At 35.1% G+C, this 15,586-nt stretch carries 15 protein-coding genes, 1 rRNA gene and 2 pseudogenes; all 18 read right to left on the reverse strand.

The window, feature by feature from the left end; all coding sequences use genetic code 11:
* Positions 1 to 130 (reverse strand): 16S ribosomal RNA (locus HX13_RS02060); the annotation flags it as partial.
* 1,008 nt (positions 131 to 1,138) lie between these two features.
* A complete protein-coding gene (locus HX13_RS23165; RefSeq protein WP_238554960.1) occupies positions 1,139 to 1,360 on the reverse strand; it encodes a hypothetical protein in 222 nt (73 codons plus the stop codon).
* Positions 1,361 to 1,371: 11 nt separating this feature from the next.
* Complete coding sequence (locus tag HX13_RS02065; protein ID WP_238554961.1) at positions 1,372 to 1,821, reverse strand: hypothetical protein; 450 nt, start codon at positions 1,819 to 1,821, stop codon at positions 1,372 to 1,374.
* A 5-nt stretch (positions 1,822 to 1,826) separates the two neighbouring features.
* On the reverse strand, positions 1,827 to 2,690 hold the full coding sequence (gene rfbD / locus HX13_RS02070; RefSeq protein ID WP_050019722.1) for a dTDP-4-dehydrorhamnose reductase: 864 nt from the start codon (positions 2,688 to 2,690) through the stop codon (positions 1,827 to 1,829).
* 34 nt (positions 2,691 to 2,724) lie between these two features.
* A complete protein-coding gene (locus HX13_RS02075; RefSeq protein WP_050019723.1) occupies positions 2,725 to 3,210 on the reverse strand; it encodes an acyl-CoA thioesterase in 486 nt (161 codons plus the stop codon).
* Between the two features lie 70 nt (positions 3,211 to 3,280).
* Positions 3,281 to 3,547: an OmpH family outer membrane protein gene (locus HX13_RS23170; RefSeq protein WP_316931220.1), complete on the reverse strand. Its 267-nt coding sequence runs from the start codon at positions 3,545 to 3,547 to the stop codon at positions 3,281 to 3,283.
* Complete coding sequence (locus tag HX13_RS23175) at positions 3,450 to 3,656, reverse strand: hypothetical protein (protein WP_238554962.1); 207 nt, start codon at positions 3,654 to 3,656, stop codon at positions 3,450 to 3,452. Before HX13_RS23175 ends, HX13_RS23170 begins: the two co-directional genes overlap by 98 nt.
* A gap of 197 nt (positions 3,657 to 3,853) precedes the next feature.
* Complete coding sequence (locus HX13_RS02085; protein ID WP_238554963.1) at positions 3,854 to 4,330, reverse strand: OmpH family outer membrane protein; 477 nt, start codon at positions 4,328 to 4,330, stop codon at positions 3,854 to 3,856.
* Between the two features lie 87 nt (positions 4,331 to 4,417).
* Positions 4,418 to 6,954: pseudogene (bamA, locus tag HX13_RS02090) on the reverse strand (outer membrane protein assembly factor BamA).
* 28 nt (positions 6,955 to 6,982) lie between these two features.
* Positions 6,983 to 7,732 carry an isoprenyl transferase gene (locus HX13_RS02095; protein ID WP_050019725.1) on the reverse strand — a complete coding sequence of 250 codons (750 nt, stop codon included), beginning with the start codon at positions 7,730 to 7,732 and terminating at the stop codon, positions 6,983 to 6,985.
* A 1-nt stretch (position 7,733) separates the two neighbouring features.
* Positions 7,734 to 8,624: a DUF6089 family protein gene (locus tag HX13_RS02100; RefSeq protein WP_050019726.1), complete on the reverse strand. Its 891-nt coding sequence runs from the start codon at positions 8,622 to 8,624 to the stop codon at positions 7,734 to 7,736.
* A gap of 213 nt (positions 8,625 to 8,837) precedes the next feature.
* Positions 8,838 to 11,352 (reverse strand): annotated as a pseudogene (locus HX13_RS02105) (polysaccharide biosynthesis tyrosine autokinase).
* A 2-nt stretch (positions 11,353 to 11,354) separates the two neighbouring features.
* Positions 11,355 to 12,224, reverse strand: coding sequence for a polysaccharide biosynthesis/export family protein (locus HX13_RS02110; RefSeq protein ID WP_082129148.1), 870 nt, complete (start codon positions 12,222 to 12,224; stop codon positions 11,355 to 11,357).
* 35 nt (positions 12,225 to 12,259) lie between these two features.
* Positions 12,260 to 12,691: a hypothetical protein gene (locus HX13_RS25860; protein ID WP_410493099.1), complete on the reverse strand. Its 432-nt coding sequence runs from the start codon at positions 12,689 to 12,691 to the stop codon at positions 12,260 to 12,262.
* A gap of 7 nt (positions 12,692 to 12,698) precedes the next feature.
* Positions 12,699 to 13,070: a hypothetical protein gene (locus HX13_RS25865; protein ID WP_316931214.1), complete on the reverse strand. Its 372-nt coding sequence runs from the start codon at positions 13,068 to 13,070 to the stop codon at positions 12,699 to 12,701.
* Positions 13,063 to 13,380 (reverse strand): hypothetical protein, encoded by a 318-nt coding sequence (locus HX13_RS25870; protein WP_316931215.1) that lies wholly within the window; start codon positions 13,378 to 13,380, stop codon positions 13,063 to 13,065. The genes HX13_RS25865 and HX13_RS25870 overlap by 8 nt, the downstream gene beginning before the upstream one ends.
* 110 nt (positions 13,381 to 13,490) lie before the next feature.
* Positions 13,491 to 14,492, reverse strand: a complete 1,002-nt coding sequence (locus tag HX13_RS02120) for a glycosyltransferase family 2 protein (protein ID WP_128572159.1) — start codon at positions 14,490 to 14,492, stop codon at positions 13,491 to 13,493.
* Between the two features lie 3 nt (positions 14,493 to 14,495).
* Positions 14,496 to 15,569 carry a formimidoylglutamase gene (locus HX13_RS02125; RefSeq protein ID WP_050019728.1) on the reverse strand — a complete coding sequence of 358 codons (1,074 nt, stop codon included), beginning with the start codon at positions 15,567 to 15,569 and terminating at the stop codon, positions 14,496 to 14,498.
* Positions 15,570 to 15,586: the final 17 nt, after the last annotated feature.

Below are 15,586 nucleotides of genomic sequence, written 5' to 3' on the forward strand. Positions count from 1 at the left end.
AGGCAGGTTGCACACGTGTTCCGCACCCGTACGCCGCTCTCAATTGCCCGAAAGCAATCTACCGCTCGGCTTGCATGTGTTAGGCCTCCCGCTAGCGTTCATCCTGAGCCAGGATCAAACTCTCCATTGTATGTTTGTCTGACTCACTCAAAGTTTTTAACGCTTTAGTTTTTCCTTACTTGGTTGTTATATTGTATGTCAATGATCTTTATATCTTCCGCTTTTTAACGAAGCAATCTTTCTGTCTATATCCGCTCCGTATTTGCGAGTGCAAAAGTAAAACTTTATTTTGTAATGACCAAATGTTCCTGAAGAAAATTTTAAAGTTTTTTTAAGTAACCTTAATCCTTCTCAAAACCTCAATCACCCCTACTCCTGCGCTCCGATTTATTCGGACTGCAAAGATACAAACTTTATTTTAACTCACAATCTTTTTTGTTAAAAAAAATTTAAAGTTTTTTTGTCTTTATCTTATGAAGTATTATAATGTTCTTGCTTACCTAAAAGCTCTTCTGCGCTTGACTGATACTCTCTCGTTTTCAGTGGGGCAAAGATAACAACTTTATACAACGCAAAACAAGTCTAGTTAACATAAAATTCATTTTCCATTCCTATTTTAAGCTAAAAGGCTGGCAATTAGCGATAAAAATTATAAACAAATGTTTAAAGGGGGCAATTGGAAAATTAAAAGTTGGAGTAATTTTTTTATCAATGACGGCTGGATGGTAAATTAATCATTGTTTTTAAGCTTTGAGAATATTATAAATATACCTATTCAATAGGCCCGGGCTTTAGCCCGGGCTCAATAAAAACCATAAAATTCCACCGGCTTTAGCCAAAATGTATACGTATCCGGGATCTATTATCAATCGTGTATTGTCATCCATCTATTATCCATTGTCTCAAATCTTCCGTCGTCTGGGGGAATTGGATTGATAGCAGAATTGAATTCCTGGTAGAGGAGAACAAAAAGAGTCTGGAATAGGAAGTAGAAAAGCATGGAGTAAGAATAGTAGACAAGGATTTGATCCTTATGTTATTCTTAAAAATGAAATAGAAACCGTAGGAACCTAACATAGCAGATTCCTACGGAAGGGATTGTCAGTGAATTTTATTTTAATTCAGGGGGAATTTTATTTTACGGTTTATCTTCTTTATAGATCACACTTAAAAATTCTGCATACGACTTCTCAAGTCCTACAATATCTCCTGATTTCAAATTTAATCCACCATAGCCTGAAGTATCCGATTTTACTTTCAAAGATGAAATCTGAAAATATGAATTATCTTCATTGGTTTTAGGCTGTATTTTTACAGTTGATCCTAAAAGTTTTTTTAGTAGATATGGTGTAAACTTCACCGGGTTCTATTTTAATTTTTATAAATGTCCTGGGTGATAACGTGTAATCTTTTTTTGTTGACATTTATTTTCTGATCTTTTTCTGATGATGCAAATATGTAAATCATTCCATTCTGAACCTTTAATTTTTCTTTCGGAGTATAATATAAGGCCAGCCTATAATTTGCAGGATTAAATGGCTGGGGTGTTCCATCTACGTTTTCAAAAGGTTTCAGAGTAAAGGTATTGGCACCAATTTCTTTTGCTTTCTTATATAACAAAGAAAAAACAGCGGCATCATCTTTTGAAAATCCCTGTACATCTACAATTCCCAAATATATGGCATCAGCTATTGCATCATCTTTTTTATATAAAAATTTATCCGTGTTATCGTTTATTTTTTCTATTCTGGTCAGAAAAACATTTTGTGCATTCCATAATTGCACACATAATACAAAAAAGACAATGGCGATATTTTTCATAATAATTATTGTTGTGAAAGGATATCAACACATTCTTCTAGGCTGTTCTCCCAATGTTTTGGTTCTATATTATAAGTTTCTTCAATCTTATCCAGTGACATCGTACTTCTCACAGGTCTTTTTGCCGGAGTGGGATATTGTTCAGTTGTCAACGGATTTAATTTGATTGAGGATTTTGAGAATTCTGCGATCTTCTGAGCAAATTCAAACCAGGTTGTTTCAGGATAGTTTGAAAAATGGAAGATCCCAAAGGTTTTATTTGGAGTATTAATGATATTCATGATAGCCTCTGCAAGGTCATTAGCATTGGTAGGTTGTCCAAACTGATCTGCTACAATTCCCAGTTCATCTTTCTGAGAGAATAGGTTCAGCATTGTTTTAACAAAGTTTTTGTTGAACTCTGAGTAAAGCCACGAGGTTCTTAAAATGATTGTCCGGGGATTGATTTCCAAGGCCAGCTCTTCCCCTTTTCGTTTTGATTTTCCATATACTCCTATCGGATTGGTAAAATCATCTTCAGAATAAGGAAGGTTTGTATTTCCATCAAAAACATAGTCTGTAGAAACGTGAATCAGAATACTTTTAAAGTCTACACAAGCCTGGGCAAGATGAGCTACTCCTTCAGCATTTACTGCAAAAGCTTTTTCTTTTTCTTTTTCAGCAAGGTCTACGGCTGTATAAGCAGAAGCATTAATGCAATAATCTGGTTTATTATCGTAAAAATAGTCATTAATCTCTTCTTCATTTGTAATATCAAGAGTTGAGGAATCTGTAAATAAAAATTCATATTGATTCTCGAAGTCAGGAGCTATTTTTCTGATACAGTTACCTAATTGGCCATTACTCCCTATTACTAGTATTTTTTTCATCTAATTATTAATTATAGGTTATTAAAGATTTTAATTAAGAGTTTTTCGCATTTTGAGATCTCAAAAATTTAACTCTCGACTGAAAATCCTTTTGTATTAAATCCACATAAAATTTCTGGAATGTTTCTTTTATATCTTCCGGGTGCACTTCAGATCTTCTGGTTTTGATATTAAAATAAATAACTGTTACCCAAAGTACAGCATGAATTGTCTTCTCATCCAAACTTTTCATAAGGATTTCCACTTTAGCCGTTCTGTCCTGTATCTCTATAGTTTTACTGCTGATCACCACCTGGGTATTGTATCTTACTTCTTTCAAATAGGCAATTTCATTTTGAATTGCAATCCAGGTACAGCCTGTCTGTTTAGTATATTCCTCATAGGTAAACCCGTAAAATGTTTCCACGTGATCTTCTCTGGCGTTGAACATATAATCAAGATACTTCACATTATTTAAATGTCCGATCGGATCACAATCACTAAATCTAACCTTTACCGTGGTTGATACTTCTTTTTCCATTCCGCAAAAATAAAAAAACCGCCTCTAAAAGAGGCGGTTAGTTTTATAAATCTTTGTTAATTTGCAGAAATTATTGAATTCCTAATTCTTTCTTTACAGCCGGAGTAGCATCTGCTCCTGCTTTGTAAAGGAATGCCGGTGAGTTTGCATCCATAACGTACTCGTACCCGTTAGCTTTAGCTACTTTTTCTACTGCATCATTCAATTTTTTCTCAATTGGTCCAAAAGCTACATCCTGTTTAGCTTGTAAGTCTTTCTGAGCTTTGTCTTGCATTTGAGCGATTTCTTCCTGAATTTTTTTGTAATTCAGCTTCTCTGGCTTTGTTTTCTTCTGCAGTTTTCTTAGGAGCTTCTTCGCTGTATTGCTTTAGTTTAGCTTGTCCGGCATCAGCTTTTTTTCTTAATCTCAGCTTGTTTAGTGTCCAAGAATGTTTTAAGATCAGCATCTGCTTTTTTTCTTCTCAGGCATTGCGTTAAGAACTCCTATTACATCTAAAGTAGCAATTTTTTTGAGCTTTAGCCATACCTACAGATACAATCATCATTACTGCTGCAAATAATACACTTAATTTTTTCATAATTGGTAAATAAATAATTTAATTTGTTTTTAGATTTAATTTTTTTAAAAAAGTTAATTTAATAATTACTTTTTACTTTTGTTATTAGTTTTTTCTTTTTTATCAGTTCCTTTCAGTAAAATACTGAGCACTTTTTCTGTGTAATCATATTTTCCCTGAAGAAAAATAACACTAATGTTATTGCTTTTATCAAGAACTATGCCCAACCCATTTTTTTCAGACATTGTTTTGATGGCTTCCCAGATCTGATCCTGGAATGGCTGAACCAGATTTGTTCTAAGTTTAGTGATTTCGCCATTGGCACCAAAACGTAAGCTGGTTGTTGTTTTAATATTTTTCTCAAGATCCACTACTTCCTTTTCTCTCAGCTTCAGTTGATCTCCTATTAATAAAACTTTTTCACTTTCAAAAGCTGCTTTTTTGCGTTCATATTCCGACTGCAGGTTTTGAAGTTCTGACTGCCAGGTATCAATTTGCGCATTGAGCCTCGCTTCGGCTTCTTTATACTGAGGAAGCTTATTTAAAATTTCATTAGTATCCACCACTCCTATTTTCTGAGCATTGCTTAGCCCAAAAAAACAGCAGGAATACCAATGTGAAAGTTACTTTAAAGTTCTTCATAGTTATAATTATAATGATTGGTTCATTAAGAAGTGGTTTTGCCATCCGGATGGGTTTCCTGAAATTGTTTTATCAAATCCGTATGCAAAGTCAAATCCGATCAATCCAAATGCTCCCATATAAACTCTTACCCCTACTCCTACTGATCTCTTCAGCTGGAATGGGTTATAGTTGCCCCATGAGTTCCATACGTTACCTCCTTCAGCAAATGTTAATGCATAAATTTTAGCAGTTTGATTTAAAGATATCGGATATCTCAGTTCCAGTGTAAATCTGTTGTAGATGGTTCCTCCTCCTCTTTGTGTAATATCGGCAGATTCTCCACCGTAAGTACTGGCATTTTCATACCCTCTTAAAGGAATCAATTCCCTACCATCATATCTACCGCCGAATAGTCCGGTACCTCCTACATAAAATCTTTCGAAAGGCGGCGCCCCCAATTGTTTGTTATAACCATCCATGAATCCCATTTCAGCTGAAGATCTCAACACCAGTTTTCCAACGATTTCATTATATACGTCAGCTTTAAACTTGATTTTATAGAACTCCATCCATTTATATTTATCTACAGGTTTCATTGTAGAATAGTCTTTGTTGCTAAACAATGAATATGGCGGGGTCAATTTGGCAGAAAGTTCAATATTGGAGCCTGTTGTAGGGAAGATTGGATCTATCCCGGCAGAGTTTCTGCTTAAGCCTAAGTTGATACTAAAGTTATTGGCATTTCCATAATACTCTGTTGTATCCCCAAACTGGAACGGATAGTTATTGAAGTCGTACTTTTGAAACTGCAGCCCGGTATATAATGAAAAATAATCATCCGGCCAGTGTAAATATCTGTTCAGACCTACTGACGCAGAGAAAATATTAAGCTTCTGAGAACTTCCGTAGGCATCTGTATACTTTACTCTGGAGTTATTTAAACTTACAGAAAGGGCAGTAGGTTTAGTTCCAAATAACCAAGGTTCTGTAAATGATATCCCGTAGTTCTGGAAATACTGACCGGCCTGAACCTGAATAGAGAAGGTTTGACCATCTCCCTGCGGAACAGGTTTAAAGTCTTTAAACTTAAGGAAATTTTTTAATGAGAAGTTATTGAACGTCAATCCTAAGGTTCCAATGAAGCTGTTACCTCCGTAACCTGCCTGTAGCTGAACCTGTGAAGATCCTTTTTCCACGAGTTTCCAGTTGATATCAACTGTATTATCTGTTTGATTCGGCTGGATATCTTGTCCGATCTGTTGCGGATCAAAGAAAGACATTCCGGCAAGATCAAAATAAGTTCTCTTGATATCGCTTTTTGCGAAGAGATTTCCCGGTTTTGTTCTTAATGATCTCAGGATCACATGATCATGGGTTGTGGTATTCCCCTGCCAGGTAACTTTATTCCATGTAGCCTGTTCCCCTTCATTAATTCTAACTTCCAGATTAACAGCATCCCCTGAAACTGATTTTTCCACAGGGGTTACATTGGAGAAAAGGTATCCGTTGTTCATGTACATGGATTTGATATCCGAATCGTCTTCTTTACCTCCGTCTTCTCCTACTTTTTTATTAAATCCTACAGCATCGTAGATATCACCTTTTTTTATATCCTAATAATCTTTGTAAGGCCTCTGTAGAATAAACGGTATTACCAGTGAACGTAATATCACCAATATAATATTTTTTACCTTCGTTAAGCTTTACATTGATCTCGTAGTTTCTATTTTTATTCCTCCATACAGAATCTGATACGATCTTTGCATCTCTGTATCCTAAAGAGTTATAAAAGCTGATCAGGTTTTGTTTGTCTTCCTGATATTTTTCTTCTATGAATTTTGAAGACTTCAGAATACCACCGATTCCGAAACGCTTTTGTTTGGTTTCTTTAAAGGCTTTTTTCCGGAGCTGTCTGTCTGATACATTTTTGATTTCCTTCAAATTCGATATGATCGATTTTGACTCTTTTTCCTTTATCTACCGTGATCGTCCAGTCTACTAAAGCAGGGTCCCCAGCATTTACTTTATCTTCAATACTGACTTTAGCATCTGCGAAACCTTTTTTAATATAGTCTTTCGGAATGTTTGTTTTCAGGCTTGAAACTAAGTTTTGAGTAATTTTGGTTCCTGGTTTCAGGTTATTATCCTTAGCCAGTTTTTCCCCTTTAGATTTTCCGATCCCTTTTCCTGCAAATTTAACTTCTCCAAGTTCTTTCAGGTCCTGCAGGTAAAATCTAAGGACTACGGTCTGGCCTTCAATGCTTTGAACGTATACTTCCACTTCAGAAAATGATTGGGTATCCCAAAGCTTTTTCACAGCATTACTGATTTTCTGTCCCGGAATGTCTACACTTTCTCCTTTGGATAAGCCTGTAAACCGCAGAATCTGCGCGGGTGTATATTTTTTTACCCCATCTACAACTATGTCTTTAAGTGTATAAGTGCCTACTTCACTTTCTGCATGTACAGCATTATTTACTTTAGTGCTGTCCTGTGGAGTTACTTGTCCATAAAAATGCGCAGAAGCAGCAAACATAATGATGGGTAATAGTCTAAACTTCATTTTATCGAGTCTTTCTTTTCTTAAAAATTTATTGGCCTTGTACCTGTTCTCCGGTTAAACCGTATCTTCTTTCTTTATTTTGATAATCTACGATAGACTGAAAGAAAATATCTTTGGTAAAATCCGGCCATAGGACATCTAAAAACTGTAATTCTGCATAAGCAATCTGCCAAAGAAGGAAATTACTTATTCTTATTTCACCGCTGGTTCTGATCAGTAGGTCTACAGGAGGAAAATCTTTGGTATACAAATAATTTTCGAATAATTTTTCATCAATATTCTCTACCTCTATTTTTCCTTCTTTTACATCAGAACTTATATTTCTCACGGCATTCAGAATTTCATTTTGAGAGCCATAGCTTATCGCCAATACTAAGTTTCCTTTTGTGTTTTCTTTTGTAAGATCTACCACACGCTGCAATTGTTCTCTTACGAGTACCGGTAGTTTCTCCATATTTCCTATTACATGCATTCTCAACCCTTTGCTAAAAATTTCTTCCGCTTCCAACAGTAAGGTTTCCACCAGAAGATTCATCAGTGTATTCACTTCTTCGGTTGGGCGGCTCCAGTTTTCAGAGGAGAATGTATAAAGGGTTAAATAGGGAATATTGATCTCATTACAGGCATTAATCGCATTTCTTACGGCATTAATGGCATTTTTGTGACCGAACGTTCTTTCTTCGCCACGAGATTTTGCCCATCTTCCATTACCATCCATAATGATGGCTACATGCTTTGGTAAATTCTCAGAATTTATTTTATCTTTAATCAACGACATATTAATCACAATAACATGGAGGTCTTCCAAACGAAAAAGTCAGTCCTAAACTGAATGTATTCATCCAGTCTTTGGATCTGCTGTCTCCAATATTTCTCTTATTAATAAACTCTTCTTGTCTTTCTTTTGCAACAGCATAATAGCTCCCTGACTGCAACAGGGAAGCCCCTGTAGATGGATCTAAAATATCTGCATTAAAAGAAGTTTTTACATCTTCAGCGAGAATCTTACTGTGATCCAGCTGATCTGTCAATGTATATCTGAAGGTAGCTTCTGCAAATATAGCCCATGTATGATTAAATTTGTACTTCAATCCTACACCAAAAGGGATATGCATTGTTACTTTCTTTCCTAATGAATAGTTTGTTCTGGTAGTAAAGTCCAGTTCATTTATAGGAGCCAATGCTACACCATCAGCGTCTCTTCTAAAATCATTTTCCAATGTTGCTTTAGGGGCATCAAACATCAGAGCACCAATCCCCCCAAAAATATACGGGCTTACCATACTTATCTGCTCATTATTGATTGGAAAAAAATTGTATTCAAACATTAAACTTGCCTCATACACATTGTTTTTCCCGTATGAGTTTCTATTTTTTCTATATTCTTCTTTCGCAACTTTATCATTAAACTGGATCTGGTTATATCCTAAATCCAATCTGACAGTCTGATGCGGGTTAAAATTAAATCTATATAATAACCCTCCATAAAATGGGATTCCCCAATCTGAAACTCTATTTAAATCCAACGGCTTTTGTAAAATATAATTTGTCCTTCCTACATCTCCCACTAGGTTACTCATCCCTAGACGAACTCCCAATTCGTTTCTTTGTGCTTTAACACTTACCACTCCAAGGAAGGCAAGGAAGCTAAACAATAATTTTTTATTCATAAAAGAATATGGATTTATGGTTATTTTAAAATTTAATTTTTGCAAATATAAAACATTTTTATATTAATGATAATCTTAATGTTTAGTTAAAAATAAACAAAAAAACATAATTTGTTATAAAGTAAACGACAAAGTGGCAAAAATATTCTTTATTTCATAGATTGAAAACACAACAAGTATGAAAAAACCCCCATGGGATGAGGGTTTAAGGCTCTATTTTTTATTAAACATCGTCTGCACTTTATTCCTTATTCTGATCAACAATGGTTCTTTATAGTTTTTGTCTTCATCAAAATAACCATATCCGTAACCATACCCGTAACCATAGCCATATCCGTAGCCATAACCTTGTTTCGTGTTGTAATCATTGTAGATCAATCCTAAGTGGCTGATCTCATTGTTATGATATTTTTCAGTAATCATTTTCAACATATACTTTTCTGTATATTCATGACGGACAACATAAATATTAGCATCCGAGAGCTTCATCAATTCATAGGAATCTGCAACCAATCCCACAGGTGGTGAATCTATAATAATGAAGTCATATTTTTCTCTCAGTTCTTCTATAAACTGAATATTTCTCTGGCTCATCAAAAGCTCAGACGGGTTTGGTGGAATAGGCCCTGAAGTCGCTACATCCAGATTAGGAATTTTTGTTTTGTTGATAATCTGGTCAATTCCCACTTCTCCTGTCAGATAATTGGAGATACCATATTTATTATCAATTTTAAAATCCCCGAAAATCTTAGGTTTTCTAAGGTCCATCCCCAGCAGAATTGTTTTCTTATCACTTAATCCTATTACGGAAGATAAGTTGATGGAAATATAGATCTTCCCTTCTCCTCCAATGGAAGAAGTAATCAGAATTACTTTTCCTTTACCTTCTTCATGATTATCCATCAAAAATCTCATATTTGCCCTTATTCCCCTGAAGGCTTCAGATACGGATGATTTTGGCTGTTCCAAAACGGTAAGCATGTTTTCATTGCTATTGTTTCCGATTACTCCAAGAAGCGGAATTTTGGTAGCGCTCAATAATTCTTTAATATTTCTGATCTTACTATCAAGCAGCTCTCCTATCAGGATAAATAATACCGGAAGTAAAAGCATACCAGAAATAATTCCGATTTTAGCGAGCTTAATATTGGGACCTATCGGGTGCTGTCCAAGATTTTTAGCAGGGTCAATTACAGTGATATCCGATTGGTTGGTCGCCATTCTCATCTGGGTATCATTCTGTCTGCTTAACAGGCTGTTATATGTTGCTTCAATCATATTATACCCTCTCTCTGCATCCAGGTATCTTCTTTCTTTTTCAGGATATGAGGCCAGATCTGAATTCGCTTCTACGACTTCACGATCAATCTTATTGATTTCGTCATAATATTTAGTATAATAATTTCTCAGACTATTATATGAACCCATCTTAGCTTCGTTAATAAGCCTGTTTATTTCTTTGATAGGCTCGGAATTTGGCTTATATATTAATACCATTTCTGCTCTTTTAGCATACAATGCTTTAAGTTCAGTTACAGAGGCAGTAAACAACCCGTCTTCAAAACCTGCAGCATTGGTACCGATCATTTTATCAAAATCCTGAGACTGAAGGGTATTTTTGATATTATTAAGCGAACTGATTTTACTTAGAATATCAGCTTTTTTTTGCTTCAAGCTCTTTTTATTTTAACCAGTGATTTTTCATCCCTGTCCTTAATATTATATAGTTTTTCGGATGTTTTGAGGTAATTCAGAACATTCGCACTGGAATCCAGCTTTTTCCGGATCTTATCCAGGTTTGCCTGCAAATAAAGATCTGTATTTTTATTGACTATATTTTTATCTGCAAGTCTTTTTTTTCTGAAGTTCTGCAACAGATTTGTTCAGAAAGTTAACCGTACTGTTAAGGTTATACCCTTTCTTGGTGATCACCATAATACTGCTGATTTCTTTATCGAAATCAACACTGGTAGTAGAAATAATCTCATTAACACTCTGGTTTACAGAATTCAGACTTACAATAATATTATCCAGTTTAATTTTGGGGGTAACAGGATTATGGAGTAACCTGAATCTCAGATTAGGTGAAGTATACCATTCATTAATCCTGATAATTTTATTCGCAGGTTTGCTGTAAGTACTGATATTCTGAAAGCTTTCTGTTTCAAAATTATATAGATTGGTAGACTCTCCTTCTTCAGGTAAAACTACTTCATAAGCACCACCTCCTTTTGGAATCAGCGTAAATGGGTAGTTGATTTGTTGTAAATGTTTTTTATCAATTTGTACGAAAACAGGGGAATCATCTTTATCCAGATATGTTGATTTTATAAGTCCTTTTGTAGAGTAGTTTACAAAAAGATCCAGTTCTTTTACCAAAAACTCGTTATGAGACCTTGACAACAACATCTTTTTTAGATATAACCCATCCTGATTTCCGCTTTGTCCCCAAATAAAATTAATAGATTGGTTGGCCTGTGTAGGCTGCAAAAAGCTGGCGGTATTGCTTGAAGTACTCAAAGAAATATCTGAAGCAAATATGTTTTGTGCGTAATATTTACTATATACCCAAGAAATGGCATATCCAATCAACAGCATCAGTACAAACCAGTACCAATTTTTTAAGAATCCTCCTTAAAAAATGCTCAACGTCAAACAATGCAAATGCTCCGTACTTTTCTTTCAGAGATTCACTTTTACCTACTTTAGTATCTTTTTCTGGAATCATGATTAAAGAGTCTTAAAGAGTAGATAAACTGTTGCTAATGCTGACACTAAGCCAACAACTGTGGTTAAAGTCTGTGAAGGATCTTTACCGAACCCGTTCAAGCTTTTCTTTCTTGTATTAAGATAAATTTCATCTCCGTTCTGTACGTAATAATAAGGAGAATTCATAAGATCTTCACGGGTAAGGTCAATTTTGGCAATTTTAATTCCTTCCGGCAGTTTTCTATGGATCACGATATTCTTTCTGTCAACCGTTCTGTTTAATCCACCATTAATTGCCAGTGCCTCAGTAATAGTCATTGTATTTTTATGAGCTACTTTCTCTCCCGAAAGACCTGTGGTTTCCACATCGCCCAGAATATAATAGGTAATTCCGTCGGTATTTAACCTTACTTCAGATTTACCATCCTGGAAGTTTTCATTAACTTTTTGCTGTATTTCTTTTGTAACATCATCTAATGTTCTTCCTTCTGCTTTTACATACCCTATTCCGAAAACATTAATGTCACCATTGGAGTCTACTTTTAATCCGTTAAAATAAAAGTTCATATTTCCTCCGAAACTGGATCCTCCACCATTCCCCCCAGCCCTTCCTCCGGAAACAGCGGTACTTACAGCGGATGTCCCTACTCCTCCCGAAGTATTGTAGGATGAATAAAACTGTGCAGCATCTCCCTTAGGCGTTGTTACAATATTAAGGTTCAGTATATCATTTTTTGTAATCCTGTAAATAGGGATATTGTAGGGAACAAGACCTTCTTCATTAATTACAAGGCTTTCACTTGGCTGCAAATACCTTACATCTTTCGACGTGATACAGGAAATCACGAAAAAGGGTAATATTAAAAATAAATACTTAAAGTTCTTCATCATATTTGAATATTGGTTACAAAAGTAATATTAAATTGTTAATTTTTGTTATTTTTTAATCGATATAGCAAATCCGGGAGATAAGCTCCCAAAAAGCCTAATAAAATGATAACCATCAGTAAGAAATTGATATTCGTATGTCTGAAATAATAGGCTACCCCAACGATCATCAGATAGTACAAAATAATATAAAAAGTAGATCTCCTATGGGTAAGATCAAGTTTTAACAGCTTATGATGGATGTGGTTTTTATCAGCATCAAACGGAGATTTCTTGTGATAAAGCCTTACCAGAATCACGTTTAAAGTATCTACAATCGGAAGGATCAAAATAGCCACGGCTACCGCAGGAGCCGACTGCAAATGATATCTTGGTACATCCGCAAGCTTTTTATCAATAAAAATATCAATAAAACAAATAGATGTAAAGGCTAGCAGAAAGCCCAGCAACATAGAACCTGTATCTCCCATAAATATTTTATTGGTCCTGTAGTTTGAGAGATTGTAATATAAAAAAAGCCAGTACCGTTCCTATAATAATTACAGATAAAACAACCAATGGATAATTATATTCTCCTAACCGATAGTAGCTTATTCCAAATAATGCACTGCAGATTACTGAGTACCCGCCTGCCAATCCGTCTATTCCATCAATAAGATTGAAAGCATTAATAAGCACAATAAAAGTTATAATACTGAATAAAATACTTACAAAGTAGCTCAATTCATATATGCCAAATATACCAAATAAGCTCCTGATTCTGATATCCGAGCCTATTACCACCAATGAGGAAACGACAATCTGGGCTACAAGTTTTTTATAGGCTCTCATTACCACAATATCATCCATTACTCCCACATACAGGAGGATAATTAATGAAGCAAATAAAAAATTTATACAAGTCAAAAAGCTCGTACGCAAAAATAGAAGCGCAGATTCCAATGGAATAAAAAATGGCAATACCTCCCAGATTGGGAATCTTTCTGAGATGCGAACTTCTTATTCCCGGTTCATCCATAAGATTTTTCCTTCTTGAAATCTTTACAATGGTAGGAATGGAGAAAAAAGTAATTAAAAAGGAAAATAGAAATCCTAAACCTATTTTCACGTAGAAAATAGGTATCCCCGATCCGCTTAAGAACAATTCAAAATTTTTCATTTTTTTCTTATCCAGCACATATGTTTCTATTAAAAGCATCATAATGCTTATAAGGAACATTAATCGTCATAACCTTCCATAGACCGAAACAATAGTACCTACATTTGTGTTTACATCAACTTTCTTATCAATTTCTTTTGTCCGGCAAAAAACAATAGATAAAAAATCTTTTTCTTTAACGGCAAAGATAAAAGATAATTCTTACCAAAACGACTATACTTCAATATATCTTGAATTTTTATTTGTCTTTCTTGTCTGAAAACAGCCAGCTGAACGGCCATTCTATGAAATATTTCATCCTCTTTCACGAAGGCTAAATAAGCCAGAAAGGAATATACGCCTTCAAAAATCTGAAAATTTTTTAATTCTTTTTTTCTGGATGCGTATGGCGATTTGTCAAACGCATTTTCTACATCCATTACTGCTTTCAGTATATCGAGTCCTTTTTCCGTATGGGTTTTAGTAATGGAATCTGTGCGTTCAAGATACTGATAATGGAATTTTTGAGTCTGGGCAATGGCTTCACATTCCAGTAAAAGCTGTGGGATGAGCTGAATATCTTCAAAATGCACTCCTTTTTTAAATCTTTTCCCATCAAACAATTCTTTTCTGAATAATTTGTTACAGGCAAAATAACTGAGATCTGAGAAAACGGAAAGATTTTCCTTAAGATTTATTTTTTCAGGCATATTGGGAAGCTGGGGTAATTTTTGAGTAATTTCTCCTGCTTCATTCACTTTCTGAATATTGCAGACAACCATTTTAGCCTGATGCTTTTCTGCCAGGAGAAACATATCTTCAAACATTTCCCTCGTCACAAAATCGTCACTGTCTACAAAACCAATGTATTTCCCTGTAGCCTTATCAATCCCATAATTACGGGCATCACTTAAGCCCCCGTTTTCTTTGGAGAAAGCTTTTATCTTTTCTGGGAATTTTTGAGCGTAATTCCTGATAATTTCTTCAGAGCCGTCTTTGCTTCCATCGTTCACTACAATAATTTCAACCTCCTGAAGGTTTTGGTTAACCAGAGAATCCAGACATTTTGCCAGATACTTTTCGACATTATAAACCGGAACAATGATGGAAACATTTGAGGGAACATTTGTCATACATTAAATTTTCGTCAGTCTTGCATTCAACCATCCTTTCTTAGCATCATCAAAATCCTTCCTGGAACACGGAATGCAATTATCTATGTTTTCTTCGTCACCAAAATACCACAAATTACTGAAAGTATCACGTCTGAATGCATACTGCCTGTCATCAATCAGAACATAAAACAATTCATAATGCCTTTCTTTGGGATGAGATCGCTGGATATTGATTCCTTCGATCAGATACCACAACATCTGAGCTAATAGCTGATGGTTCAGCTGGTTTTCAGAATAAATATTATAATTAAAAATTCCTACGGATTTGAGATTCTCACTGAGTCCGATCTCTTTCATATAGGCACAGACTTCTCTTCTGTTCAGGCCATTTACCTGTGGATTCATAGAAAAAGGCTCTCCAAAACTTTCAATAGCATCACAATTTACCGTGACCAGGTCTGCTTTTCTGAAGAAAGGCTCTGTTTTTTCTGTGGAATTCATCATTTCTGCCAGGCGGATAATATCAAATTCTACTTCTTTAATCAGGCGGACAGAGTCCATTTCATTCAAATGTTTCTGATATCCCAGGTGATGATAGTTTTTGATAGAAAAATTTTTTAGCCCCGAACATTTTTGCTTAAAAAAAGTATGCTCATTGATTTCCTCTCCCTGCTTAAGAGAGATAATATTGCTGATTTGGGTATAATTGATATTTTTCTGATGAAAGTTCAGCGTTGAGAATAATGAAAACGCGAAATCATTGGAGCCACCGATAACTACCGGAAGGGCTCTTTTATAATGGCATGCCGATAAAACTTCCTGCAATATATAATGGGAATCCTGAACCGATTTTCCGGAAACCAGGTCCCCGAGGTCTACGACCGGGATTTCAAAATCAAGCTGGGAAAGCCTGTAAAATTCTTTTCTGATGGCTGTAAAATCCTGCACTTCTGCCTCTCCGCCTGCACCTCTGTAATCAGATACAAACAAAAGCACAATGCTGTCTTCTTTTATATCTTTTGTAATCCGATTTCCAATCTGCCAGCTTTCTGTTTTGAAATTTCTTGGTGGAATGATAAAATCTTCAAAATCCATATTTTAATTTGAATATT

It is taken from the genome of Chryseobacterium sp. P1-3, from assembly GCF_000738495.1.
In the GTDB taxonomy this organism is placed as follows: domain Bacteria; phylum Bacteroidota; class Bacteroidia; order Flavobacteriales; family Weeksellaceae; genus Chryseobacterium; species Chryseobacterium gallinarum.

Bases quoted from the DNA above. Each gene is read 5' to 3' on its own strand.
- HX13_RS02065 (WP_238554961.1), bottom strand. From the start codon at position 1,821: ATGAAAAATATCGCCATTGTCTTTTTTGTATTATGTGTGCAATTATGG.
- rfbD (WP_050019722.1), bottom strand. From the start codon at position 2,690: ATGAAAAAAATACTAGTAATAGGGAGTAATGGCCAATTAGGTAACTGT.
- HX13_RS02075 (WP_050019723.1), bottom strand. From the start codon at position 3,210: ATGGAAAAAGAAGTATCAACCACGGTAAAGGTTAGATTTAGTGATTGT.
- HX13_RS23175 (WP_238554962.1), bottom strand. From the start codon at position 3,656: ATGCTGATCTTAAAACATTCTTGGACACTAAACAAGCTGAGATTAAGA.
- HX13_RS02095 (WP_050019725.1), bottom strand. From the start codon at position 7,732: ATGTCGTTGATTAAAGATAAAATAAATTCTGAGAATTTACCAAAGCAT.
- HX13_RS02100 (WP_050019726.1), bottom strand. From the start codon at position 8,624: ATGAATAAAAAATTATTGTTTAGCTTCCTTGCCTTCCTTGGAGTGGTA.
- HX13_RS02110 (WP_082129148.1), bottom strand. From the start codon at position 12,224: ATGATGAAGAACTTTAAGTATTTATTTTTAATATTACCCTTTTTCGTG.
- HX13_RS25860 (WP_410493099.1), bottom strand. From the start codon at position 12,691: ATGGGAGATACAGGTTCTATGTTGCTGGGCTTTCTGCTAGCCTTTACA.
- HX13_RS25865 (WP_316931214.1), bottom strand. From the start codon at position 13,070: ATGGATGATATTGTGGTAATGAGAGCCTATAAAAAACTTGTAGCCCAG.
- HX13_RS25870 (WP_316931215.1), bottom strand. From the start codon at position 13,380: ATGAAAAATTTTGAATTGTTCTTAAGCGGATCGGGGATACCTATTTTC.
- HX13_RS02120 (WP_128572159.1), bottom strand. From the start codon at position 14,492: ATGACAAATGTTCCCTCAAATGTTTCCATCATTGTTCCGGTTTATAAT.
- HX13_RS02125 (WP_050019728.1), bottom strand. From the start codon at position 15,569: ATGGATTTTGAAGATTTTATCATTCCACCAAGAAATTTCAAAACAGAA.